The sequence below is a fragment of the Bradyrhizobium sp. Rc2d genome (assembly GCF_900099855.1).
Lineage (GTDB): Bacteria > Pseudomonadota > Alphaproteobacteria > Rhizobiales > Xanthobacteraceae > Bradyrhizobium.
Window position 1 is genome coordinate 227,013 of the sequence record NZ_FNCU01000001.1, and the last position, 22,671, is coordinate 249,683.

General features: G+C 62.0%; 25 protein-coding genes. 6 read left to right on the forward strand and 19 right to left on the reverse strand.

Annotated features, from left to right (window positions below; genetic code table 11):
- Positions 1–41 precede the first annotated feature (41 nt).
- From BLV07_RS01030 to BLV07_RS01040, 3 genes are read right to left on the reverse strand one after another with little or no spacing between them, the layout of a single operon-like run.
- Entirely contained in the window at positions 42–1,595 is a 1,554-nt protein-coding gene (locus BLV07_RS01030; RefSeq protein ID WP_091878491.1) for an ABC transporter substrate-binding protein, read from the reverse strand.
- A 55-nt stretch (positions 1,596–1,650) separates the two neighbouring features.
- A complete protein-coding gene (locus BLV07_RS01035) occupies positions 1,651–1,836 on the reverse strand; it encodes a hypothetical protein (protein WP_091878493.1) in 186 nt (61 codons plus the stop codon).
- A gap of 18 nt (positions 1,837–1,854) precedes the next feature.
- Positions 1,855–3,129 (reverse strand): mandelate racemase/muconate lactonizing enzyme family protein, encoded by a 1,275-nt coding sequence (locus BLV07_RS01040; protein WP_091878496.1) that lies wholly within the window; start codon positions 3,127–3,129, stop codon positions 1,855–1,857.
- 26 nt (positions 3,130–3,155) lie between these two features.
- Between BLV07_RS01040 and BLV07_RS01045 the strand changes: the two genes are divergently transcribed.
- Positions 3,156–3,860 carry a GntR family transcriptional regulator gene (locus BLV07_RS01045; protein WP_176945278.1) on the forward strand — a complete coding sequence of 235 codons (705 nt, stop codon included), beginning with the start codon at positions 3,156–3,158 and terminating at the stop codon, positions 3,858–3,860.
- Between the two features lie 505 nt (positions 3,861–4,365).
- Positions 4,366–5,277 carry a LysR family transcriptional regulator gene (locus tag BLV07_RS01050; protein ID WP_244550956.1) on the forward strand — a complete coding sequence of 304 codons (912 nt, stop codon included), beginning with the start codon at positions 4,366–4,368 and terminating at the stop codon, positions 5,275–5,277.
- Here BLV07_RS01050 and BLV07_RS01055 read toward each other — a convergent pair.
- From BLV07_RS01055 to BLV07_RS01115, 13 genes are all read right to left on the reverse strand, one after another.
- Positions 5,241–5,498 carry a DUF2274 domain-containing protein gene (locus BLV07_RS01055; RefSeq protein ID WP_091878502.1) on the reverse strand — a complete coding sequence of 86 codons (258 nt, stop codon included), beginning with the start codon at positions 5,496–5,498 and terminating at the stop codon, positions 5,241–5,243. The two genes, BLV07_RS01050 and BLV07_RS01055, sit on opposite strands and share 37 nt — an antisense overlap.
- Positions 5,495–6,703 (reverse strand): TraB/TrbI/VirB10 family type IV secretion system protein, encoded by a 1,209-nt coding sequence (locus tag BLV07_RS01060; RefSeq protein ID WP_091878504.1) that lies wholly within the window; start codon positions 6,701–6,703, stop codon positions 5,495–5,497. Before BLV07_RS01060 ends, BLV07_RS01055 begins: the two co-directional genes overlap by 4 nt.
- Positions 6,694–7,773: a P-type conjugative transfer protein TrbG gene (gene trbG / locus BLV07_RS01065; protein ID WP_091878506.1), complete on the reverse strand. Its 1,080-nt coding sequence runs from the start codon at positions 7,771–7,773 to the stop codon at positions 6,694–6,696. Before trbG ends, BLV07_RS01060 begins: the two co-directional genes overlap by 10 nt.
- The gene (gene trbF / locus BLV07_RS01070; RefSeq protein WP_091878507.1) at positions 7,770–8,459 is read right to left on the reverse strand and encodes a conjugal transfer protein TrbF; all 690 of its coding nucleotides are present in this window, start codon (positions 8,457–8,459) and stop codon (positions 7,770–7,772) included. The genes trbG and trbF overlap by 4 nt, the downstream gene beginning before the upstream one ends.
- A gap of 3 nt (positions 8,460–8,462) precedes the next feature.
- The gene (gene trbL / locus BLV07_RS01075) at positions 8,463–9,824 is read right to left on the reverse strand and encodes a P-type conjugative transfer protein TrbL (protein ID WP_091878509.1); all 1,362 of its coding nucleotides are present in this window, start codon (positions 9,822–9,824) and stop codon (positions 8,463–8,465) included.
- An 11-nt stretch (positions 9,825–9,835) separates the two neighbouring features.
- Positions 9,836–10,141: a putative entry exclusion protein TrbK-alt gene (gene trbK-alt, locus BLV07_RS01080; RefSeq protein WP_091878511.1), complete on the reverse strand. Its 306-nt coding sequence runs from the start codon at positions 10,139–10,141 to the stop codon at positions 9,836–9,838.
- 12 nt (positions 10,142–10,153) lie between these two features.
- Positions 10,154–10,909: a P-type conjugative transfer protein TrbJ gene (gene trbJ, locus BLV07_RS01085; protein WP_091878513.1), complete on the reverse strand. Its 756-nt coding sequence runs from the start codon at positions 10,907–10,909 to the stop codon at positions 10,154–10,156.
- The gene (gene trbE, locus BLV07_RS01090) at positions 10,906–13,344 is read right to left on the reverse strand and encodes a conjugal transfer protein TrbE (RefSeq protein ID WP_091878515.1); all 2,439 of its coding nucleotides are present in this window, start codon (positions 13,342–13,344) and stop codon (positions 10,906–10,908) included. Before trbE ends, trbJ begins: the two co-directional genes overlap by 4 nt.
- Before the next feature lie 7 nt (positions 13,345–13,351).
- The gene (locus BLV07_RS01095; RefSeq protein ID WP_091878517.1) at positions 13,352–13,627 is read right to left on the reverse strand and encodes a VirB3 family type IV secretion system protein; all 276 of its coding nucleotides are present in this window, start codon (positions 13,625–13,627) and stop codon (positions 13,352–13,354) included.
- The gene (locus tag BLV07_RS01100) at positions 13,627–13,968 is read right to left on the reverse strand and encodes a TrbC/VirB2 family type IV secretion system protein (RefSeq protein ID WP_091878519.1); all 342 of its coding nucleotides are present in this window, start codon (positions 13,966–13,968) and stop codon (positions 13,627–13,629) included. The genes BLV07_RS01095 and BLV07_RS01100 overlap by 1 nt, the downstream gene beginning before the upstream one ends.
- Positions 13,965–14,963 carry a P-type conjugative transfer ATPase TrbB gene (gene trbB, locus BLV07_RS01105; RefSeq protein WP_091878521.1) on the reverse strand — a complete coding sequence of 333 codons (999 nt, stop codon included), beginning with the start codon at positions 14,961–14,963 and terminating at the stop codon, positions 13,965–13,967. Before trbB ends, BLV07_RS01100 begins: the two co-directional genes overlap by 4 nt.
- A 589-nt stretch (positions 14,964–15,552) precedes the next feature.
- Entirely contained in the window at positions 15,553–15,939 is a 387-nt protein-coding gene (locus BLV07_RS01110; protein WP_091878523.1) for a tautomerase family protein, read from the reverse strand.
- A gap of 216 nt (positions 15,940–16,155) precedes the next feature.
- Positions 16,156–16,653, reverse strand: coding sequence for a hypothetical protein (locus tag BLV07_RS01115; protein ID WP_091878525.1), 498 nt, complete (start codon positions 16,651–16,653; stop codon positions 16,156–16,158).
- A gap of 78 nt (positions 16,654–16,731) precedes the next feature.
- On the opposite strand from BLV07_RS01115, the gene BLV07_RS47300 reads away from it, so the two are divergent.
- Complete coding sequence (locus BLV07_RS47300) at positions 16,732–16,980, forward strand: hypothetical protein (protein ID WP_176945265.1); 249 nt, start codon at positions 16,732–16,734, stop codon at positions 16,978–16,980.
- Positions 16,981–17,244: 264 nt separating this feature from the next.
- Here the strand turns inward: BLV07_RS47300 and BLV07_RS49670 are convergent, their stop codons facing one another.
- The 3 genes from BLV07_RS49670 to BLV07_RS01125 all read right to left on the reverse strand — a co-directional run bounded on the left by BLV07_RS49670 (position 17,245) and on the right by BLV07_RS01125 (position 19,725).
- The gene (locus tag BLV07_RS49670) at positions 17,245–17,847 is read right to left on the reverse strand and encodes an FAD-binding protein (protein ID WP_283806499.1); all 603 of its coding nucleotides are present in this window, start codon (positions 17,845–17,847) and stop codon (positions 17,245–17,247) included.
- Complete coding sequence (locus tag BLV07_RS49675; RefSeq protein ID WP_283806500.1) at positions 17,847–18,263, reverse strand: FAD-dependent oxidoreductase; 417 nt, start codon at positions 18,261–18,263, stop codon at positions 17,847–17,849. The genes BLV07_RS49670 and BLV07_RS49675 overlap by 1 nt, the downstream gene beginning before the upstream one ends.
- 367 nt (positions 18,264–18,630) lie before the next feature.
- A complete protein-coding gene (locus BLV07_RS01125; RefSeq protein WP_091878528.1) occupies positions 18,631–19,725 on the reverse strand; it encodes an LLM class flavin-dependent oxidoreductase in 1,095 nt (364 codons plus the stop codon).
- Positions 19,726–20,087: 362 nt separating this feature from the next.
- Between BLV07_RS01125 and BLV07_RS01130 the strand changes: the two genes are divergently transcribed.
- The 3 genes from BLV07_RS01130 to BLV07_RS01140 are packed head-to-tail and all read left to right on the forward strand — an operon-like array spanning position 20,088 to position 22,666.
- Positions 20,088–20,909, forward strand: a complete 822-nt coding sequence (locus BLV07_RS01130) for an ABC transporter permease subunit (protein WP_502689880.1) — start codon at positions 20,088–20,090, stop codon at positions 20,907–20,909.
- The gene (locus BLV07_RS01135; RefSeq protein WP_091878534.1) at positions 20,909–21,631 is read left to right on the forward strand and encodes an ABC transporter ATP-binding protein; all 723 of its coding nucleotides are present in this window, start codon (positions 20,909–20,911) and stop codon (positions 21,629–21,631) included. Before BLV07_RS01130 ends, BLV07_RS01135 begins: the two co-directional genes overlap by 1 nt.
- 15 nt (positions 21,632–21,646) lie before the next feature.
- Positions 21,647–22,666: an NrtA/SsuA/CpmA family ABC transporter substrate-binding protein gene (locus BLV07_RS01140; RefSeq protein ID WP_091878536.1), complete on the forward strand. Its 1,020-nt coding sequence runs from the start codon at positions 21,647–21,649 to the stop codon at positions 22,664–22,666.
- Positions 22,667–22,671 lie beyond the last annotated feature (5 nt).

Sequence of the window (22,671 nt, forward strand, 5' to 3'; positions counted from 1 at the left end):
CCGGCTCCTGCCTTCTGCCAACGAGTTTTGCGGCAGCCCCTTTAGCTCAGGTCCGCCTTGCTCAGGTCGATCGGCCCGTTGGGAAAATAGTATGCCCCGGTCAGATTCTTGGCCGCGCCGTGGAAGGTCACGGCGGAAAAGAGCGACAAGCTCGGAACCTTGCTTGCGAGAGTGGGAAACGTCTCATTCTTGAAGATCCTGAGGCGCTCCTCGGGGGTCGTGGCGCCGCGTTCCTTGTCCAGCACCGCATCAATTTCCCGATCGTTGATCCCGGTGATCAGCGCGGCGCTTGAATGCCAGTTCGGTCGTAAAACGAGGTCTGGCTCCGGCGATCCCGTCATCCAACCGACGTCGCACATGTGGCCCTGACCCTGACCGTCAGCGCGGCGATAGATCGCCTGCTCCCACGCGGCCGGTTCAAGAACAGTCAGGCGAACATCAATCCCCTGTTCGGCGAGCATCGCTGTGATCAGTTCGCCATACTCCTTCGTCTTCGGGTAAAAGCCGATCGAGGTGATATATTCGAGCTGCGGCAGCCCCTTTCCTTTGGGAAACCCTGCCTCGGCGAGAAGCTTCTGGCAGGCATCGGGATCGAACTTGGGATAATCAGGAGTATCCGTGAAGCCGAACTTCGTCGGCGAAATATAGCAGTTTGACGGCGTGGCCGCCTCGCCCATCAAGGACAGGATTTGATCACGGTCGATCGCGTGGCAAACTGCGCGACGAATGCGAGCATCGTTGAATGGAGGCTTGTTGCACCGGAAGTGCAAATATTTGTTCTCGGTCGTCAGCGCCTTAAGCGTGGTGACTTTAGGGTTGCTTGACAACGAGGCGTATTGCTCGGGCTCGAGCCGTTCGGCAATGTGATATTCGCCGTTCAGCAGGCCCAGCACGCGCGTGTTGGCGTCCGGAACGTAGGCATAGATGATGCGATCAATCTTAGGGCGTCCGCCGTAGAATTCATCATTTGCTTCGAGGTTATTCCTGTCTCCCTGCGTGCCCGCATATTTGAACGCGTTCGTGCCGTTCGGACGCTTTTGAAGGAGTGCGGGATCGGCAACATCCTTTGCTGACAGGATTGGAAGGAAGCTCGAAATGAACCAGAAGGCGGACGCGGGGTAGCCATGTTTTTCGGTCTTCAACCGGACCGTCAGATTGTCGACGATTTCGACATCAACGCGGCCCGGATAAAGGGCGGATGCGGGCCGCGCCGGATTGGAGGCATATTCCATGGTCGCCTTGACGTCTTCGGCACCGAACTCCTTGCCGTCGTGGAATTTGACGCCGTCCCGAAGCTTGAACTCCAGAGTGTGTGCATCAATCAGCTTCCAACTGGTGGCGAGGTCCGGGGTCAGCTCTTCAGACTTGCCTTCCCGCATTTCGCAGCGCGTCAGATGATTGAAGACGAACTTTTCGAACTTCAACTGCCCCAGGGTCGTGTGAGAGGTCGGATCCCAGTTTCCGGTGACCGGGCCCATCGACGCCAGCACGACGGTTTTACTTTGCGCCGCCTCCGCCGGGAGCGGTTTGAGACCCGCTCCGCCAGCGACGGCAACTGCTCCGGCTCCTGCAAGCAACTCTCTCCGTGTCACCATTTCGACTCCCTCTTCTTGCGTTAGACGCGCAAAAAGCGCTTGATGAGCGCACTCTTCACATGAATTGGTCCAGGACCGCGCCTTCCAGCACGATGGTGATCTCCGTCATCTCGCCGGCGAGCTGATCAGGCAGGCCTGCGCGAACCTTCGTGCCTTCACGAAGAGAACACTTGCGCGCAGCGGCAGGGCTCGGTGATAGTCCGTGGAAGAGGCCGTTGAGACGAATGTAGCTATGGCCCATGTCACAACGCCCCTGTTCTCAGGCAACGCGGTAGCGGTTGATCACGCCTGGATCAGGATCAAGGCCAAGCCCCGGGCCTGTCGGCACGGCAACCTTTCCATTGACCGGAAGCGTAGCACCGCCATAGATCTCGGCCTCGAAATCACAATAGAGCCGTTCGAGCATCGGTACCGATCGCTGCGCCGCATTGAGGTGTATCGTCGCGACCTGACCGGGGCCGAAGATTGCACAATGCGGAACGAATTCGATTGCTTCAGCCTGACAAAGCGCGGCGATCTGCAAGAGCTCGGAAATACCGCCAGCTTTGGCGACATCGGGCTGCGCAATGTCGATGGCTCCTGCGGCGATCATCGCAACAAAATCATGCAGGCTGCCGGCATTTTCGCCGGCGGCGATGTGGTGCCGGCCGGTTGAACGAATACGGGCCAGCCCAGCATAGTTCTCCGGTGGCCAGACCGGCTCCTCCAGCCAGTACAGATTGAGAGGCTCGAGAAGCCGATCGTATTTGAGCGCCTCCGCCACCGGCCATGGGCAATTGGTATCCAGCATGACGGCGGCCTGTGCCCCCGCGGCTTCGACGGCGGCGCGGATTTCGTCCTCGGTGACTTCGTGCAACTTGATGTAACGATATCCGCGCTCAATTGCCTGCCGAGTGGCCCTGACGACATCGGCGCAATTGCCGTAGCGCATCAGACTGGCATAAACCTCGACTTCGCTGGCGAATGCACCGCCTAGCAATGCGGTGAGCGGCAGTCCGGAAATCTTGCCGAGGATGTCCCACAGGGCGATGTCGACCGCCGAGACGCCATAGACGATAGGGCCCACGCGGCCGAAATTCTGGAGCTGGAATTCCAAATCATACTTGATCTTGCCGATTTCCAGGGCGCTCCTGCCGATCACGAGCGGTAACACGCGCGTCTCGATCATCGCCTTCAGCGACTTGTCCTCGCACCGCGAGAAGGCTTCGCCCCACCCCACGACGCCCTGTTCGGTTTCCAGTCTCACCAACAGCGTGTCGAACTGCAGTTTCGGCGCTCCGCCGAAGCTCCAAGGCGGCACTCCGCCGGATTCGAACGGAATCGATACCAGGATCGCATCCGCCTTTACGATCTTGTGAGATCCGGCTGACGACGAGAGGCGCTGCAGACCGGCGAAGCTAATGCCCTTGGTTTCGGAAATGCGCAAGCACGGCCCTCGCCCAACTGCTGATTGTCGACAATTAACAAACAGCACGAATTCTCTGGTGTCAATGGCGAATGTTCGCCAATATCTGCCGGGACTCAGAACGAACATTCCGCGCAAACGCGGTTGGAGGAAGAATGGCTGCTAAGATCATCTCGGGATTAGTCGAGAAGCGGAGTTTGGACCGTGCGGCTGCCGACGTTATCCGCCAGACGATCACCAGTGGCGGCCTCGCGCCGGGAAAGCGCCTGACAGAAACCGAACTGTCCACGGAGCTCAACGTGTCGCGGGGCACGATAAGGGCGGCGTTGCAGCGGCTGATGAGCGAGGGCCTGGTGAAGCAGAAGCCTTACTCGGGCTGGGAGGTCGCGAGCTTGACATCCAAGGATGCATGGGAGCTCTACACACTTCGATCCAGCCTCGAGGGCCTGGCCGCACAGCTCGCTGCCGTCAACCCGAATCGGAGGCAACCGATCGAGGCGGCTTACGACGACATGAAGGCCGCCGCAAAAAGCCGCAACCAGAAGCGGATTAACGATAGTGACCTCGCGCTTCACAAGACGATCGTTGTCCTTTCGGGACACAACCGCCTCGCCGATCATTACGGCTTGGTCGAACATCAGGTTTGCATGTACATGGCCTCTTCAAATGCAATTCTTGAACGGCCCGACATGGTCATCGCGAACCACGAGAAAATGGTCAACGCGCTGCTCAGGGGCGATGCAGCCGCCTCCGAACGTTACGCACGCGAGCACAACAAGACCTCAGGCGAGCTTCTGGTTCGGCACCTTCAGGAGACGGAAGCCAAACAGACCAACAAAGTGGCTTCGCGCAAGCTCTAGGGAGGGAAGGCATGCAGTGAGCGACCGCAAAATTCGTGCAGCCGGCTGGGCCGGATCATTGGCGACATCCGCCGCAGGATCGAGGCCCTGCCGTTATTATCGCTTACCAACCCAGTCCCCATGCCGAACGTTGCCGGAACGATCGACCGGGCGATAAACGGGCCCTTGCTGCTCGGCCCAAGATCTGCCGAGCGTACGAATGAAAGCCGCGGATCGCGTCCTTCAGCCACCTGCTCACTGGGCTCTTTGACTGTCCTCTGATCCAACGGACGCAAAAGCGGAAGAGAGAGAGAGAGAGAGAGAGAGAGAGAGAGAGAGAGAATTCATCAGAGACCGGTGAGTAGCCTGTAGCTGTCTTTTCCCATCACGCATCCTAACGTTTGAAATAACCTCGGTGTTGAAATACGTATTCCGGCCGAAGTCGTAGGAGCTGACGCAACACAATTTATGGAGGGGCAAGAAAGCACTTGGTCCCACAACTCACCATAGGGCTTCGAGCGTGGCTGTGGAATTTCGAGATTTACGCTGGGCGATCGCTGCGTCCCAGCATCGAAGCATCCGTCAAGCGGCAGAGACGCTTAGAATCAAGCAGTCGACGCTCAGTCGCTGCCTACGAAGTCTCGAACACACGTTGGGCAGCAAACTATTCGAGCGTACCAACGGAGGTACGCGACCAACGATGGAAGGTCGAGAATTTCTCGAGGATGCCCGGCGCATCGTAGGCGAAGCTGAAGCAATGGCCGCTCGCCTCAAGACCCGCTCGCGTCGCGAGAGTGGTCGGTTGACCATCGGGATCCACACCTCCCTGTCAGCCGGCAATCTCCGAGCCACCCTCCTCGAGCACAGGCACCGCTTTCCCGATGTCGATAGACAGTTTGTCGACGGAGCGAGCGAGCATCTGATTTTGGACCTAGCCAGCTCAGCCATCGATGTCGCTGTCGTGGCAGATCCCAATCCGAATTGGAGCGGCAAGTCATTGGTGCTCTGGAGCGAACGTGTTGTTGCAGCCCTCCCTGCGAAACATCCTCTGGCAAGTCATGACGTAGTTCACTGGGGCGAACTGCGGCGCGAACCGCTTTTGATGTCACAGCGTGGCCCCGGACCGGAACTCCTCAAGCTTCTCATCAGCAAATTAGGATCTTCCGATCCTTGCAAGCTGCTTCGCCATGACGTGGGGCTCGACCGGCTTCTCTCCCTGGTCGGCATGGACTTCGGTATTCTCCTCGCCCTGGAAAGTGCGACTGGCGCGACTTATCCCGGTGTCACCTTCCGGGAGGTGCATGATGCCGAGGGGCCGACGCGGCTGAGCTTCCGCGTCTATTGGCGACAGTCCAACGGCAATCCATTAGTACGTCCGTTTCTCGACTTGATTCGTGAACGCTATCCAGATCTTTCCGCCGACCCGGGCGAGAGTTGAGCAGCACTTCGCCGGGCCTTCGCAAAGGCGCGGTCGGTCGCCATGAAACGCTCGATCATCGGCGCGATCAATTTGGCAGGCTCGGTTGGCGTCGTCGCACTTCCGCTACGCGTCAGAATCTCGGCGTAGCTTTTGAGATCCCTGAAAACCGCCGCCGGCAGCTCGATCGTGAGCTTGACCGGTTTATCGTCTTCGAGTGGTCCAAGCTTGAGCTTCGTCATCGCGCACCTTTTTGTCCGTAGGGAGCCAGCACCAAATCGCGCGTGACGATGACGCGGACCGGAAAACCTGGCCGGACGGTCAGTGTCGGCTGGATGTTGAGCTGGCGCTGCACGATCTGCTGTCCGGTCTGGCTGATGCTGTTGGACGCGCCGCTGCGGATTGCTTGAACAAGGTTGTTCTCATTCTGGCTCGTCCCCGCCTCGGCTCCGACGCTGAGCATGGTCGAGAGAACGGCGGCCTTGAACAGCATGCCCCAATGGTTATCGACCTCGTCCTCAAGCCCGGCATATCCACCGGTGTCGGCGCCGGGCTGGCGCTCCAGCACGAACGAACTGCCGTCTGGCATGATGATGCGGGTCCAGACCAGGAGGATGCGGCTCTGGCCGAACGCCACGGAGCTATCGTATTGACCGATCAGCTTGGCGCCTTGGGGCACCAAAAGATATTTGCCGGACGGACTGTCGTAAACCGCCTCCGTGATCTGGGCGGTGACCTGGCCTGGCAGATCGGAGCGGATGCCCGTGATGAGCGCAGCCGGGATCACGGTGCCAGCCTGCACGACATAAGGAGAGACCTTGGCCTCAAGCCGGTCCGGACTGACCGTGCGCTTATCCGTCGACGCGTTGAGGAAGGCTGTCTTGCGGTCCTGCATGTTCTGGGCCGATCCGGCATCGACGGGAGGCGTCGTGGCTGGGGTCGTTGCTGCCCCAGGCGAGCTGTTCGGGATGATTGGGCTGACGCTCTGCGGTTGCTGGACGGTCTGAGTGAAGAGCCGGCTGACGCGCGCCGCTTCGATCTCCTGCGCTCTGTGCTGCGCTTCCGGATCGGACGTCGTTCCGGGGACCACGGTGTTCGGTGCAGCGCCCGCGTTGAGGATCGGCTTGCCGAGATCGCCGGGTAGCGGCGGTCCGAGCGGCGGCGCCTGACGGGGCAGGCCGGTATAATCCTTCGGCAAGGCGGCAAGGCCCTCGGCCGAAGGGCTATTCTGAGTGCTGAGCAACTCCTGGCCGGCTTGCTGCTTGTTGCGGGTTTGCAGGGCGTAGCCGAGCGCTCCCGCCACTGCGAGGGCAGACACCGCGCCGAGACCGATCAGCATCTTGCGCGAGAGGCGCGTCACAGGTGGCCGCTCGCCTCGGAGCCGAAGATCCGGCGGCGCGACGGGTGGGATGTCGCTTCGATGTTGGTGTTCGTCGTCTATCGCCATGCGCGCGGCCTTCCGTCGGTACGGACGACGCGCACGCGCCGCTCGCTGTCCTTGTCGCCAAGACGCAATTCGGCGGCGGCGAACAGACGATCGACGATGTAGTAGTTGCGGTTCGCGCGATAGTTGACCAGCTCGGAGCCGCCGGCCGGCCCGATGACGAACAGCGGCGGCATTTCGCCCTGGACGATACCGCTGGGGAACTCGATGTAGACCTTATTCCCGTCGTCGAATGCGCGCAGCGGACGCCAGGCCGGATCATCCCCCTCGATCGCGTAGCGGAAGTTGATCGAAGCGAGATCGACCCCGGCCGCGATCGGAGCTGCGGCCTCTGCCGTCGCGTTCTGCTGCCGAAGTGCGATGAGCTGGTCCTCCGGATACTGCCAGGACACCGAGGCCATATAGGTCTTCTCCGTGGAGCGCAGCTCGAGGAGATAGGTCCGCCGGTCGGTGTTGATGACGAGGTTGGTGACCAACTCCGGCCGCGTCGGCTTGATAAGGATGTGGATCTTCTTGGTCGCGCCCGCCCCGCTCTCGGTATCCCCGATGATCCAGCGCACGGTGTCGCCGGCGGCGACGGGTCCGGAGCCTGTGAGTTGCTCGCCCTCCTGCAGGGCGACATCGGTGATCTGGCCGGGCGCCGTATAGACCTGGTAGAGGGCTCCGCCGGAGAACGGATAGACTTGAACTGCGTTGATGAAGCCGGTGCGGACCGGCTGCACCCGTGCAGCGGCATTGGCCTGTTTGACGCGAACCTTGGGATCAGCGGCTTCCGGGACGCGTTTGCCGGCGATGAGCGGTTTCAACTGCCCGGGCAGCGGCAGCGGCTTGGGCAATTCCACGATCTTGACGGGCGCCGGCGGATCGGCGGTGAGCGTCGCCGGCTCCGCCGCATCGTAGCTGATGTCGGGCGGAATGAAATTGTGCGCGCATCCGCCAAGGGCCGAGACGGACATCAACAAAGCCGCCAAAACGGATTTACGGAAGTGCGTATCGCCGCATTTCGGGCTTTGCTGAACGATGAAGAGACGCAAAGCCGGACGGCCTGCGTTTGACGAGATCGGCGGGGTCATTGTCCCAGCTCCTTCGACCAGTTGATGGCGTTGACGTAGATGCCGAGCGGATTCTTACGCAGCCGGTCGGCATCGGTGGGCGGCTGAATGGCGATGGTGAGGATGGCGGTCCAACGTGTGGTGCCGGCGAGCGCTCCGTCCTGATAGCGGTGCTCCACCCAGGCCACGCGAAAACTGTCGGGCGAGGCCCGAATGACGCTGGAGACGTCGATTGCGACCTGCTGCTTGCCGAGACTGGCGAAGGGGTCGTTGGCGCGGGCATAATCATTCAACGCCATTGCGCCCGCCGTGGTCGTAAAATCGTAGGCCTTCAGCCAGTTCTGCCGGACGATGATTGGATCGGCCGGAAGCGAGCGCACCATCGCAACGAAGTGAGCAAGATACCAGGCAATCTGCGGGTCGCTCGGCCTGTAATCAGCGACAGCGGGCGCCACCGCTTGCGCCTCGCCGAGCTTGTCGACTTGCACCACCCAGGGAACGACGGTGCCGTGTGTCGATTGCCAGACGAGCCCGCTGGCGAGACCGCAAGCAAGTAACAGCGAACCGAAGGCCATCAGCCGCCAATTCTTCGCCTGCACCCGGGCAGAGCCGATGCGGTCGTCCCAAACCTGCGCGGCACGCTGGTATGGGGTTTCGGGTTCGGGCGTGCGGCCGTAGCGGACCGACGCTCGGCGAAACACTGACATTGATTATTCTCCCCCTGATAGGTCGACGGAATGGCCGCCACCATGGCTGTCGCCGGATTTGAGGGCTTGGGCGGCGGTCTGCGCGCCGTGAATGACTGCTTGATTGCGCTTGACGCGCTGTGCCCATACGGGTGGTCCGCCCTTGCCCGCTGTTTGAGAGGCGGCTGCATCATCTGCGCCCTCACCGCGCTCAATGGTCCCCATCGTCGAGGAGCCACCGGTATTTGCGACTCCGGACCGGGCGCCCGAGGCGAAACTCTCAGTCATTGCCCCGGCAGCTTGTGCAGCAGCACGTCTGACGGGAGCGGCCGCCGCGCCGGCAGCCGCGCGGCCGGCGCCGCCGAGACCTGACGCAACGCCGCCCGCACCGGATTGACCGGCTGATGCGAGGCTGTAGGCGGAGGACATGCCGCCCGCCATCGCCGCACCACCACGCGCGGCCGCGGCAGTACCGGAGGCTGCTGCCATTGCTCCCCGCCCCGCAAGCCCAAGCGCCGCGCCACCCGCCATCGCTGTGCCGGCGACAGCGAGACCCGTGCCGACCACGGCGCCCGCGCCAAGCTGCGGCGCTCCTGAGACGAGACCAGTTGCGATGCCGGGCCCGAAGATACCGAGGCCGAGCATGGCGAGCGCTGCGAGCACCACGGAGAGCGCCTGCTCGATCGTCGGCTGGCCACCGCCATAGGCAGTGGTGAACTGGGAGAAGAGCCCTGTGCCGATGCCGACGATGACGGCGAGCACCATCACCTTCACGCCGGAGGCGACGACATTGCCGAGCACCTTCTCCGCGAGGAAGGCGGTCTTGTTGAAGAGTGCGAACGGAATCAGGATGAAGCCGGCGAGCGTCGTCAGCTTGAACTCGATCAAGGTGACGAACAGCTGCACCGCCAGAATAAAGAAGGCGATCAGCACCAACAGCCAGGACACCATCAGCACTGCGATCTGGACGAAGTTCGCAAAGAAGCTGGTGAAGCCCATCATCTGGCTAGCAGCGTCCAGCAGCGGCTGCCCCGCATCTAAGCCAACCTGTGCGAGCCGGCCAGGCCGCAGGAAGTCCGCCGTCGAGATCGACGAGCCGCCGGCCTTCAGGCCGAGGCCTGCGAAGCTGTTGAAGATGATGCCGGAGAGATTGTTGAAGTTGGTGATGATGAAGGCGAAGAAGCCGATATAGAGCGTCTTCTTCACCAGCCGCTGGAGAATGTCTTCATCTGCTCCCCACGCCCAGAATACACCTGCCAAGGTGATATCGATGACGATCAGCGTCGAGGCGAGATAGGCCACCTCGCCTTTGATCAGGCCGAATCCTGAATCGATATAGGTGGTGAAGGTGTTGAGGAAGGTGTCGATGACGCCGACATTGTTCATCGCTGATCTCCTTACCTTACGTTCGTCGCTGGCGGCGTGGCCGGCGCGGCCTGCGGCAGAAGAGGCCGCGCCGGCCTGCCGAAGAAGCGCGCGCGGTTCTCCTCCCAGACCGCCTGGCAGTGCGGATCTTCGGCATCCTGGGGTCCAAGCGCGCGGCAGCGGCGCAGCTCGGCCGACAGATCATCCGGTGTAGAGACGACGGGAGCGTCGGATATGGTCCGCGGCGCGGGTCGTCGATGGATATAGGACAGCGTGGCCATGAAGACGGCCATCAGAATGACCATCGCAACCGCACGTAAGATATCCGAGCCCTCCATAGTCCCACCCCTCTAGTTGCTGCGGAACATGGTGACGTTGCCAGGCTGGTAACCGCTGCGCGTCGAGAAGATCTTGTATTGCTGCTGCCCCTGCGACTCCGTCGCCGTCACGCGCGCCTGCTCCAGCGCGTCGGCTCGTCCCTTCGCGGCGAGAACCGCGACGAGGTCGGACAGCTGCTGGGATTGCAGGGCGAGGAGCTGGTTGCCGGCTTGAGCTGCTTGGAGCGCGCCACTCGCGGACTGGCTGGCAGTGACCAGTGACGTCATCGCGCTTGAATTGGTCGAGATATTGCCGACGACGCCGGCCTGGACCTTCAGCGAGTCTTCGAAGGCGCCTACCGAGTTCTGCCAACGATTTTGAGCCGCGGCAAACATCGTCGCATTGGAGCTTGTGCCCGCCGCCGTGCCATATGTGCTGGAATAGGCGGTCTGGACACCCTGAACATTGAAGGCGATATTTTGCGCCTGGCTCAGCAGCGATTGGGTCCGTGCAATCGTCGACTGGAGCTGGGCCAGCGTCGAGATCGGCAGGCTCGCGAGGTTCTTTCCCTGGTTCACCAGGCTCTGGGCCTGATTGGTCAGCATCTGGATCTGATTGTTGATCTGCTGCAGCTCGCGCGCCGCGGTCAGCACGTTCTGGCTGAAGTTGCTGGGATCGTAGACGACCACCTGCGCAAAGGCCCGCGCCGTCAAATGCGGCTGAATCGACAGGGTCAGCGACAGCGCGCTGGCGACCACTAAGCTACGGCGCGTCTTGGGGACGGTCATGATTGCACCTCCAGATTTGTCAGGTCAGGAATGAGATCGGCGGCCCACAGGAGCTCGTGATCCGCGAGCCAGGCCGGCGTAAAATCCTCGCGGCCGTGCTCCGCGAGCAGCCGCTCGATTGCGGCATGGTCGGCCTTTGACGACGCCGCGCAGAAGGCGAGCGCGATCGGCCCGAGACCCAGCTCGAACAGCCGGTTGCCACGTCGCGATTGGCAGTAGTAGTCGCGCTTTGGCGTTGCGCGCGCGATGATTTCGATCTGGCGGTCGTTCAGACCAAAGCGCCGATAGATCGCCATAAGCTGTGGCTCGATCGCGCGTTCGTTCGGCAAGAAGATGCGCGTCGGGCAGCTTTCGACGATCGCGGGCGCGATGTCGCTGCCGTCGATGTCGGAGAGCGATTGCGTGGCGAAGACGACGGAGGCATTCTTCTTCCGCAACGTCTTCAGCCATTCGCGGAGCTGCTGGGCGAAAGCGGGATCGTCGAGCACGAGCCAGCCCTCATCGATGATGAGGAGCGTGGGCCGGCCGTCGAGCCGTCCCTCGATGCGATGGAAGAGATAGGTGAGGACAGCGGGCGCAGCGCCGGCCCCGATCAAGCCCTCGGTCTCGAAAGCCTGCACTGACGCAAAGCCGATTTTCTCAGCCTCGGCATCGAGCAGCCGGCCGGACGGGCCCCCGACGCAATAGGGTTGTAGCGCCTGCTTGAGCGCGGTCGATTGCAGCAGGACGGTCAATCCGGTGATTGTCCGTTCCTCGATTGGCGAGGATGCAAGTGAGGTCAAGGCCGACCAGATATGCTCCTTCGCGGTCGGATCGATGGTGACGCCTTCCTTGGCAAGGATCGCGGTCACCCATTCGGCGGCCCAGGCGCGCTCCGCGGCATCGCCGATGCGCGCGAGCGGCTGAAGCGAGACGGAGTCATCGGCGCTGTTGGACAGGCTGCCGCCGAGGTCGTGCCAATCGCCGCCCATGGCCAGCGCCGCGGTGCGGATCGAGCCGCCGAAATCAAAGGCAAAGATCTGGCTTTTGCGGTAACGGCGGAACTGGATCGCCATCAACGCCAGCAGCACGGACTTCCCTGCGCCCGTCGGGCCCACGATCAAGGTGTGGCCGACGTCTCCGACATGCAGCGAGAAGCGGAACGGCGTCGAGCCCTCGGTCTTGCCAAAGAAGAGCGGGGCGGCACGAAAATGCTCGTCGCGTGCTGGCCCCGCCCAGACCGCCGATAGTGGAATCATGTGGGCGAGGTTCAATGTGGAGAGCGGCGGCTGGCGAATGTTGGCGTAGGCATGGCCTGGCAGCGAGCCGAGCCAGGCTTCGAGCGCATTCACCCCCTCCGGCATGCAAGTGAAGTCGCGTCCCTGGATCACCTTCTCGACAAGGCGAAGTTTTTCGGTGGCGCGGCCGGCGTCCTCGTCCCAGACCGTGACGGTCGCGGTAACGTAAGCCTGGCCGACATCATCGGTGCCCAGCTCCTGCAAGGCGAGATCGGCGTCGGTGGCCTTGTTGGCTGCGTCGCTGTCGACCAGTGTCGAAGCCTCGTTCGTCATCACCTCCTTGACGATGGCGGCGATCGACTTTCGCTTGGCGAACCACTGTCGGCGAATTCTGGTCAGCAGCTTCACGGCCTCGGTCTTGTCGAGGAGGATTGCCCGCGTTGACCAGCGGTAGGGGAAGGCAAGCCGATTCAGCTCGTCGAGGATTCCGGGATGTGTCGCGGTCGGAAAGCCGACCACGGTGAGCGTGCGAAGGTGGTGGTTGCCGAGACGCGGCTCGAGACCGCCGGCGAGCGGCTCGTCCGCGAGCAGCGCATCGAGATGCATCGGCGTCTCCGGGACGCCGACGCGCTGTTGCCGGGTCGAGATGGTCGAGTGCAGGTAGGTGAGCGTGTCGCCGTCATCCAACCACGCCACCTCCGGCATGAATCCTTCGACCAGTTGCAGGACGCGGCTCGTCCGATCGACGAAGCCGCGCAGCAGCTCGTAAGGGTCGACGCCGCCTTGCGCACGGCCCTCATAGAGCCAGCCCTCGATCCGCGAGGCGTCCTCGGCTGGCGGAAGCCAGACGAAGGTCAGGAAGTACCGGCTCTCGAAATGCGCGCCGGCCTCCTCGAAAGCGTCCCGTCGCTCGAGATCAACCAGCGCCGATGCGGGATCGGGAAAGGCGCTGTAGGGATAGGTCTGGGCGGCACTGCGCTGGGCTTCGACGAAAATCGCCCAGCCTGAACCAAGGCGGCGCAACGCGTTGTTGAGGCGGGCCGTCACCCCGACCAGCTCCGCAGGCGTCGCGCTGTCGAGATCCGGCCCACGGAACCGCGCAGTCCGCTGGAATGATCCGTCCTTGTTGAGGACCACACCTCGTTCAACCAACGCGGCCCAGGGCAGGAAGTCGGGAAGACCGGCAGGTCGATTGCGGTATTCAGCGAGGTTCAGCATGGCAGCCTCATGTGGCGAGGTAAGGCGGATAGCGGAGGTGGCGACGAACGACGTCCACGAACTCCGGGTCGCGCTTGGCTGCCCAAACGGCCGCGACGTGGCCCACGGCCCAGATCAGTGCGCCTGGAATCCAGAGTCGAAGGCCGAGAGCAATGGCGGCCGCCAACGTGCCATTGGCGATCGCGACGCTGCGCGGCGCGCCGCCCATCAGGATTGGCTCGGTAAGCGCGCGATGCACCGGCGCGAAGAATCCCGGCACCTCTGGATCGACAAACGCAGCCATTAGACCAGCGCCCCACCAGAGAAGCTGAAGAACGTCAGGAAGAAGCTCGAGGCGGCGAAGGCGATCGACAGGCCGAAGACGATCTGGATCAATCGACGGAACCCGCCGGCCGTATCGCCGAACGCAAGCGTTAGGCCGGTCACGGTGATGATGATGACCGAGATGATTTTGGCGACCGGACCTTGCACCGACTCCAGGATCTGATTGAGCGGCGTCTCCCAGGGCATGGAGGAGCCAGAAGCATAGGCCGCCGGCGCGAACGCGATGGACATCAGGGCAATCGTCGCGACGTCGGTGAAGCGACGTCGAATACGGCGGATCGCAGAAGCAAACTGGATCATATTGGGACTCCGGGAGGTGAAGTTGCGCCGCCCGCCTCGGCGGACTGGACGCGGTAATCGCCGGTGGCGGGATCGAGACCGGCGACGAGAGCAAGTTCAGCGAGGCGGCGTTCACTGCCGCGGCCGCGCAGCACCGCGACGACATCGATCGTTTCTGCGATCAGCGCCTTGGGCACGGTGAGGACGGCTTCCTGGATGAGCTGTTCGAGACGGCGGAGCGCGCCCAGCGCAGTCCCAGCGTGGATCGTTCCGATACCGCCGGGGTGCCCTGTGCCCCAAGCTTTGAGGAGTTCTAATGCTTCGCTGCCACGCACCTCGCCGACCGGGATGCGGTCGGGGCGCAAACGCAGTGAGGACCGGACGAGATCGGACAGGGACGCGACGCCGTCCTTGGTGCGTAGCGCGACCAGATTCGGAGCACGGCACTGAAGCTCGCGCGTGTCTTCGATCAGCACCACGCGATCGCTGGTGCCGGCGATTTCGGCGAGCAGTGCATTGGTGAGGGTGGTCTTGCCGGTCGAGGTGCCGCCGGCAACCAGGATGTTCTTGCGCGAAGCCACGGCGGCCTTCAGAGCCATCGCCTCACCGGCGGTCATCGTCCCCGTTGCGACGTAATCATCAAGCGTGAACACCGCGACCGCGGGCTTGCGGATCGCAAAGGTCGGCGCCGCGACGACCGGCGGGAGAAGTCCTTCGAACCTCTCCCCCGTCTCGGGAAGCTCGGCCGAGACCCGCGGCCTCTCGGCATGCACCTCAGCGCCGACATGGTGCGCGACCAGGCGCACGATCCGCTCGCCATCGGCGGCGGAAATCGTGCGTCCGCTATCTTCCAGGCCACCTGACAGCCGGTCGATCCAGAGCCGGCCATCGGGGTTGAGCATCACCTCGACGATCGACGGGTCTTCGAGGAACGTCGCTATCGCTGGGCCAAGCGCGGTACGCAGCATGCGTGCGCCACGCGAAAAGGCTTCCGAATGGATTGAAGTGCCCGCCACGATCGTCCCCCGTCGAGCGCCAATCGCAGAAATGCGATCGGCGATGGGGATGGATAGAAAAGGCAGGAACTGAGGTAGTTCAACAAGTATTCAGCTGTCGTAGGGAGCCAGCGTAGAGCAGAGAAAAAATACTTACTGTATCGGACCCTTGCTGATCGAACCGCTCGCGCAAATCTCGGCCATGGAGATCTATCGAAAAGGCGTGGGTGACCCGTTCAAGTAATCTCTTTCAACATGGGCTCATCGAACGGTACGATATCGGCGTCTGTCAGTTCTAGATTCGGTGACGCGCCCGGGGCCGTGGGATTGTCATGAAACGCACCAAGCTGACAAGGTTCCCAAGTCCAGTTGTGAAGGGTGTTCTTGCCGTTCAGCACATAGTTGCCAATCAGATGGGCATTTTCATCGCATGGGATCGTGCAGCGTGTGCGTGCGCGCGTTGAGCCAGTGGCGATCGACTTTCAAGCCTGTGCGCGCACTGCTCGGTCCACCTAAGTCGAATGACTAGGATAAGCCTAACAGCGCCACATCGTTCGCCATGGCTTTTGCTTCGGCCGCCGCAGACGCGCACGCCGCAGTTTCGACCAGTCTAGACATCAACTTTGAAACCCAGGTCGATCTCTGATGCGGGGTAGCCGCCTCTTAGTCCACAGTTCTCCGGAGGCACTTCAAGCAAAATGATCTTGATCTCAGTCGACGGTACCCCGAGCACGCACAAGTTCCTGACCAGTGCCTTGTAGAGCGCGCGCTTCGCTTCGAGGGATCGGCCCGAGAACATCACGATCTCAATCCGAGTGTAGCGCTCCGACCGACCGGTGGGAACAATACGGGCGGCCGCATCGTAAATATCCAGGACCACATCGCGCTCGTAATCAGGTATTTTCAGCGTAGAGAGGAGCGCCGATTGGACGGCTTCGATAACCTCTGGCTCGCTACCACGAGCCCACCCGCCTACCGTGATCCGCGTACTTGGCATTCGGAGTTTCCCTTGAAAGACTTCACATCGCACACTTAGCAGAGATCTGCAGGTATCTCCATGGTGAAGAGAAATAGGCGCTTTACGAAGGTCCGGTCGGCTAGAAATGTAGACGGACGAACTCATAAAACCCCGCTTCATGAGAATTGCACGCTACTTCATATGATCAGGAAGAACAGCGGAGCTACGACATTCGTTGACGTGTACTCATAAGGATCAGGAACCGATCGGGCGCCACACTTCGGTTTCTAGGTACGCCACGGTCGCTGGGAGATTTCCCTTATCGGTATCGATGACCAAATCACTGAAAGGGCGCGCCCCATAACCCTCAGCGACCATGATTTGGATACGATCGTGTTCCTCGCTCGTGAATGTCCGTCCACGCCTTTGATCGATGATCGATGAATAAGAGGCCCGCAAGCTCACAAAAAGCGGCCTCGCACCTGCGTCACCGAACCGTCTCTTGAAGTAGATCCAGTTGATGCAACCAAGCGGGTAGGCAACAACTACGGACTCTCTGTCTTTGAGTGTTGCCATCCCCGCTTGAACGATGCCTTTGCTTGTTTGCAGAATCGAGCAATACCATGGTCGGTTTCGATCCGCGAAATCGTCACCGTCAATGAATCCAGCTGCGAGTCGCTCGGCTAACGCACGCCCCAGAATGGTTTTAACCACTCCCACAGGGCCGCTAAGGAAAATTGCGTGCTTTGCCATTCTACAAATCTAATTAGACGATCGGTTTCGATCTAAGGGCGCCTCGTCGCGAGCTCACATTCAAAGGATGTGCAGGACGTGCGCAGCCGCATCAGCCGTACGCCGGATGACCTGAGGTTGAACGCACGCAAGGTCTACTGCACCAACGCGCTCTTCGCGGATCGGATACCAGTTTCAGGCACCGACGACGACGGCAACATCGTTTACGTCTACGTTGAACGCAATGCCGGTGGTCTGTCGGTTGTCGACGACTGGAATGGTTTTGGCCAGCGGACATCTGCAAGTGGCACGGTGATCGCCGGCAACGAGTGCCCGAACAGGCGGTAGCTGCGATCGGCGCTGCGAAGGTGATGGCTGCCGTCGGTCCACCCGACGGCACGGCGGTAGCTTGTGCCAGCGCCCGATGCTGAGCGCGAGGCGGCTCGTCCGCTCTGCCGCGCATAATCGGCTGCGCCCTGCCCCGCCCAATATCCAGACGACATTGCCCAGGCGGCATTGTGGCTTCCGCCGCCCGTGAAGGCGCCGCAGATCAGTTCGCGCGTCGCGGCATCGCCGGCGGCATAGAGGCCCGAAACTGTTGTGGCACAGCTGTCATCCACGATGCGCAAGCCGCCGGTCCTGCGCACGGTGCCTTCCAGACGAAGCGTCACCCGGAAATCGCTCGGTGAACGGATCGATCCCGGTGCGATCGAACGGAAGGAAGAAGTTCGGTTGCGAGACGCGCATGGATCGCTGCACGTCGGTATCCGCCTTGTCGAGTTGGGCATAGACCGGACCCTGTCGCAACGCGCGGGCGATCGCCGATCGTCCGCCCTTCGATGCCGCACCAGGCACCAAGCTGCCATCCTCGTAACTGAAACTCGCCCAGCCGTAGAACAGCGTCTTCGTCACCGAGCCGAAGGCCGGCGAGATCGCGTAAGGGCTAGAGAACTCCATGCTGGTCAGCTCGGCGCCGACTTCGGCTGCCAGCAGATAGCCATCGGCGGTGAGCACATTCGATCCCAGCGTCTTGCTCAGGAAGGCGCAGCCGCCGGTCGCGATCACGACGGCTTTTGCGCGCACCGTCCAGCGATCTTTCTTCTGACGTTGAATGCCCGCGGCTCCCGCCACCGCGCCGCTCTCGTCGACCAGCAGCTCGAGCGCCGGGGAGTGATCGAGAATGGTGACACCTGCCTGCTTCGCGCGCTTGCGCATCAGCCGCATATATTCTGGCCCCTGCAACGAGTTGCGCTGCGACTTGCCGTTCTCGTCGGGGATAAGGGTCCCCAGTCCACTAATTGGTTGCTTTGCGCATAGGTGCGGTCAAGCACGCGAGCCATCCATCGGCGGTCCTGAAGATAGCCACCCTGCTTCGCGCGACTCGCCATCGCAGCTTCGCGCTTATGAGGATCCGGGTCGACATACCAGACGCCCGTTCCCGCCGCGGCCGTGGCCCCGGACGTACCGCAAGAGCCCTTGTCAGCCAGGACGACCCGCGCGCCATGCTGGGCGGCGCTGACCGACGCCCACGTGCCGGCGGGTCCGCCGCCGAGCACCAGCACGTCCGCATCGAACGAGAGAGATCCCGCCGCGCTCGATAGGCGCTCGGCGCGTCCAGATCGAATTGTCATGCATGGATCTCCGTGAATAGCTCGTTCGACACTGTCACGGAAAGATCGCGCGAGATGGCTCTCGCGGCAATTTCAGATATTGGCCGAGAGTTGGACGAAGCTTTCTCCGCTGCTTCACAGCGAGGAAGATTTGACTGTGCTCTTATTGCGCCCCTCCATAGTGGCGAGGAGTCGTAGCGAATAATATTCTCGTGCAACCACGCTCCAGCGCAGCCCTTCCCTGCCAAGAGCGATCACCGCGCCGTGAATTTCGCGAATTCACGCAGACGATGGTTTGCGCTTCATTTGACCGCTGCTGCCCAATAGCTGCGTCTGACCACGTTTGCACCGCCAGACGGGCATCCGCTGCAGCTTCCACATCACCAAATTAACCCGACCTGACCAGCCGCTCTGCTGGTCCAATGCCCTTTGCCGTGAGCTGACGCGCGCGCGGCATCACTTCCAGGGCAAAACGCCGCATTTCGGCTTCGAACGGCTGGAATTGCAGCATGAACAACTCAACGCCTGCAGCGTGGAAAGCCAGGATGCGTTCGGCAACCTCGTCATAGCTGCCGACCAGACCAGCTGCCGTGCCGCCGTTGCTGCCGACGCGCGGCGACTTCTGCATGGTCTGCATCATCACGACCTTCGGATCGGTGTTCTGGCGCTGGACCGCCTTCATCGGCGCATCCCTTGCCGAAAGGGCCAACAGGCGCTCATGCTCGCCACGAGCCTGCTCGCTGGTCTCCCGGGCCACGACGAAGGCGGAAAGCCCGAACCGAAGAGGCGGCGCGGCGGCTCGCGGACGTGCCGCAACATTAGCAATGAGCTCGGCGACATCAACCAGCGGCTGCCCATTGATGAACCAGACATCACCATGGTCGGCGACCAGTGCGCGGGCGGGTTCGGACTCGCCTCCGACGTAGATGGTCGGCCGCTGTCGGTAGAGGCTCGTCGGCCGCAGCACATAGTCGCGAACGTCAAAGTGCCTGCCCTTGTAGGTCAGCCGCTCTCCATCCATCAGACGGGACACCACCGAGATCCATTCACGACCATAGGCGTAGCGCTCGTCATGCTCGGCAAAGCCGATTCCCGCCTTCTCGAGCTCGGGACGGTTCCAAGCATTGACCAGATTGAGTGCAAAGCGGCCACGGCTGATGTTCTCGATCCCGAGCGCCATTTTGGCCAGCACGACGGGATGATAGAGATAAGGCTTGATGGCCGCGATGACCTCGATGCGTTTTGTCAATGCCGCGATCGCAGCCGCGGCACTCCAGGCCTCGAGTTGATCGAAATCCTCGATATGCGGATTGATCGTGTGCTGCGCGATTAAGGTCGAGTCATAGCCAAGCTCTTCCGCGCCGAGCACGAGATCGCGATTGCGTTCCCATGACGCGTTATAGGGCTCATCGGGATCCTGGTACGCGCCACGTGATCCGTGCACGACCGCCCAGATACCAAAGCGCGGAGACGTTGCTGTCATGGGACCCTCTCCTCGTAGAGCTCGCGCCTTATCGGACGAACGCTGGCCGTTTTGACCGACGCGTGCTTCGAGTTCAAGCACATCCACATCAAAAGATATTCTTTGCCGCCCGAGCATACTTGGAGAAATCAGAAAACTCCGGAACGAATGACAATTGAAATACCGCTCTATTTCTGTTCGCCGAAAATCGTGGGACAGTTTTGCGCGCGTAACAAAGATTGCTGTAGCGGCAACGCAGCGAGCGATGGCTCCTGTCGGTTTCCTGCGCAGCATGATTGGTGCGCGTTTCGTGAGCTCCCTGACACGCGACACAATGCAATAGGAACCGAGCACCCTTGAGCAATACCGAGCAAACTCTCGCAGTGACCGAATTCGATCAGGGAAAGACGGCCGCCTCACAGCACACACCAGCTCCGCTGGGCAAACGCAGCCTGCTGGTGATCTCCTGGCTCGCGCCGGCGGCGCTCGTGGTCACTTGGGAATTGCTGGCGAGAGCCGGATGGATTTCGCCGCAAGTGCTGCCCGCACCGAGCAAGGTCGTGGCCACCGCTATCAAGCTGGCTACGACTGATAGCCTGCTAAACGATCTCGGCGTGAGCCTGCTGCGCGCGGCAAGTGGATTTGCGATCGGCGCCAGCTTCGGCTTTGCCCTTGGCACCCTCGTGGGTTTCTCGCGCATCGCGGAGGCCGCTATCGACCGTAGCGTCCAAATGATCCGCGCCATTCCCTTCCTTGCGGTTCTCCCGCTCGTAATCGTCTGGCTTGGCGTCGGTGAAGCCGAGAAGATCTTCCTGGTCGCGCTCGGCGTCACTTTTCCGATCTATATCAGCACCACCCTCGGGATCCGGCAGATCGACCCCAAGCTGATTGAGCTCGGACGGGTCCAAGGGCTCAGCCGGCTCGAGTTGATCCGGCGCATTATCCTTCCCGGCGCCCTACCGTCCGTCCTCACTGGCGTGCGTCATGCACTGGCGACCGCCTGGCTCGCGCTCGTCGTGGCCGAGACCATCGGGGCTCAATCGGGCATCGGCTTCCTCGCCATGGATGCGCGGGAATTCCTTCGCACCGATGTCATCGTTCTGACCATCGCGATCTACGCCTTGATCGGTGTTGCCGCGGACGCCATCGCTCGCTTCCTCGAACGGCGTCTGCTGGCCTGGCATCCCAATTACGGAGCCGCGTGATGAACGTTCGCGTGGCACCTTCTTCCCCGAGCACCGCAAGTGTGGGTCCGGCCGTGGTCGTGAGCAATCTGACACGGGCCTATGGCCAGCGCATTGTGATCGGGAAGCTCAACCTGAGGATCGAGCGCGGCGAATTCGTCGCGCTGCTCGGCGAGAGCGGTTGCGGCAAGACCACGCTCTTGCGCACGCTCGCCGGCCTCGATCCGATCCAGGGCGGAAGGATCACCGCGCCGCGCCGGCCCGCAGTGGTGTTCCAGGAGCACCGCCTGCTGCCCTGGGACAATCTGTGGCGTAACGTCTCGCTCGGGCTGCATCTGCCGGATGCCCGCAAACGCGCCGCCGAGGCGCTGGCCGAGGTCGGGCTCGGCGACCGGCTCGACGACTGGCCGCGCAACCTCTCCGGCGGACAGGCCCAGCGCGTGGCGTTGGCGCGTGCCCTGGTGCAGGAGCCGGAATTATTGTTGCTCGACGAGCCCTTTGCAGCGCTCGACGCCCTGACGCGCATCCGCATGCACGCGCTCGTTCGCGAGCTGGTTGCCAATCACCGCCCCGGCGTTCTGCTCGTCACCCACGACGTGGACGAGGCGATCGGGCTCGCCGATCGCATCCTGGTGATGCGGGGTGGCGCGATCGCCTTTGAGCATCTCGGTTCCGATGCCGCCTCTATTTCGCGAGCAGAGCTCCTGACAGAGCTCGGCGTGACCTTCAAACCCGTTAATTAAGTCCGAAAGGCCTCCATGTCTGACTTCTCATCCGCCAGACCATCCCGCCGCGGCTTGCTCGGCACAGCTGGATTCGGCATTGGTGCGCTCGCCGGCATGACGCTTGGCGACTCCGCTTTTGGCAGGTCTGCCTGGGGTGCAACCGGACGCACCACAGATACAGTCCGCCTGACGTGGGGCCTGAGCGGTCTCAATCTTATCGCGAAGGAGCGCGGCGAGCTCGAGAAGCAACTTGCCAAGGACGGCATCAAGGTGGAGTGGCTGGGCCCGTTCCCCAACCATGCGCCGACCCTGCAGGCGGTCACCGGCGGCAGCGCCGATTTCAGCTTCGGCGGCAGCACCACACCGGCGCTGGCCGCGATCATCGCCGGTTCGCCGCTAGTCTTCACGCAATTCGTCGTCTACGAGCCCCGCACCACCGCGATCATCGCCAAGGACGGCTCTGGCATCGACAGGATCGAGGACCTCGTCGGCAAGTCAGTGGCGGTCAATCGTTCAGGCCTCGGCGAGTTCCTGCTGGTCGCAGCGCTGGAGAAGCACAAGGTCGACCGCTCCGCGGTAAAGTTCGTCTATCTCAATCCGCCAGATGCGGCGCCGGCACTCGCCTCCGGCAAAGTCGACGCCTGGTCGATGTGGAGCCCGGGCGTCGATATCGCCCGGCTCGAATACAAGGCCCACGACATCTTTCTGGAAGGCCGCGATCTCGATTTCCAGATCGACTACACCTCATATCTGACCACCCGCAAATTCGCGACCGACAATCCCGCGCTGGTGCGCGCCGTGAACGATGCATTCCGCGCCGAAGGCAAATGGATCTCCGAGAACGCGAAGGAGGCCGAGTACATCGCGCAGAAGGCCGGCAAGTACAGCGATGAGGTCCGCGACCAGTTCATCGCGCTGAAGCGCCAGTACCGGTACTTCGCGGTCAACGACGAGCAGTTCGTCAGCGAGCTGCAAAAGGCCGCCGACTGGCTCGTCGCCCGCAAGGTTTTGCCCGAGCCCGTCAAGGTGACCGATCATCTGGCGCAGCTCTAAGGCAA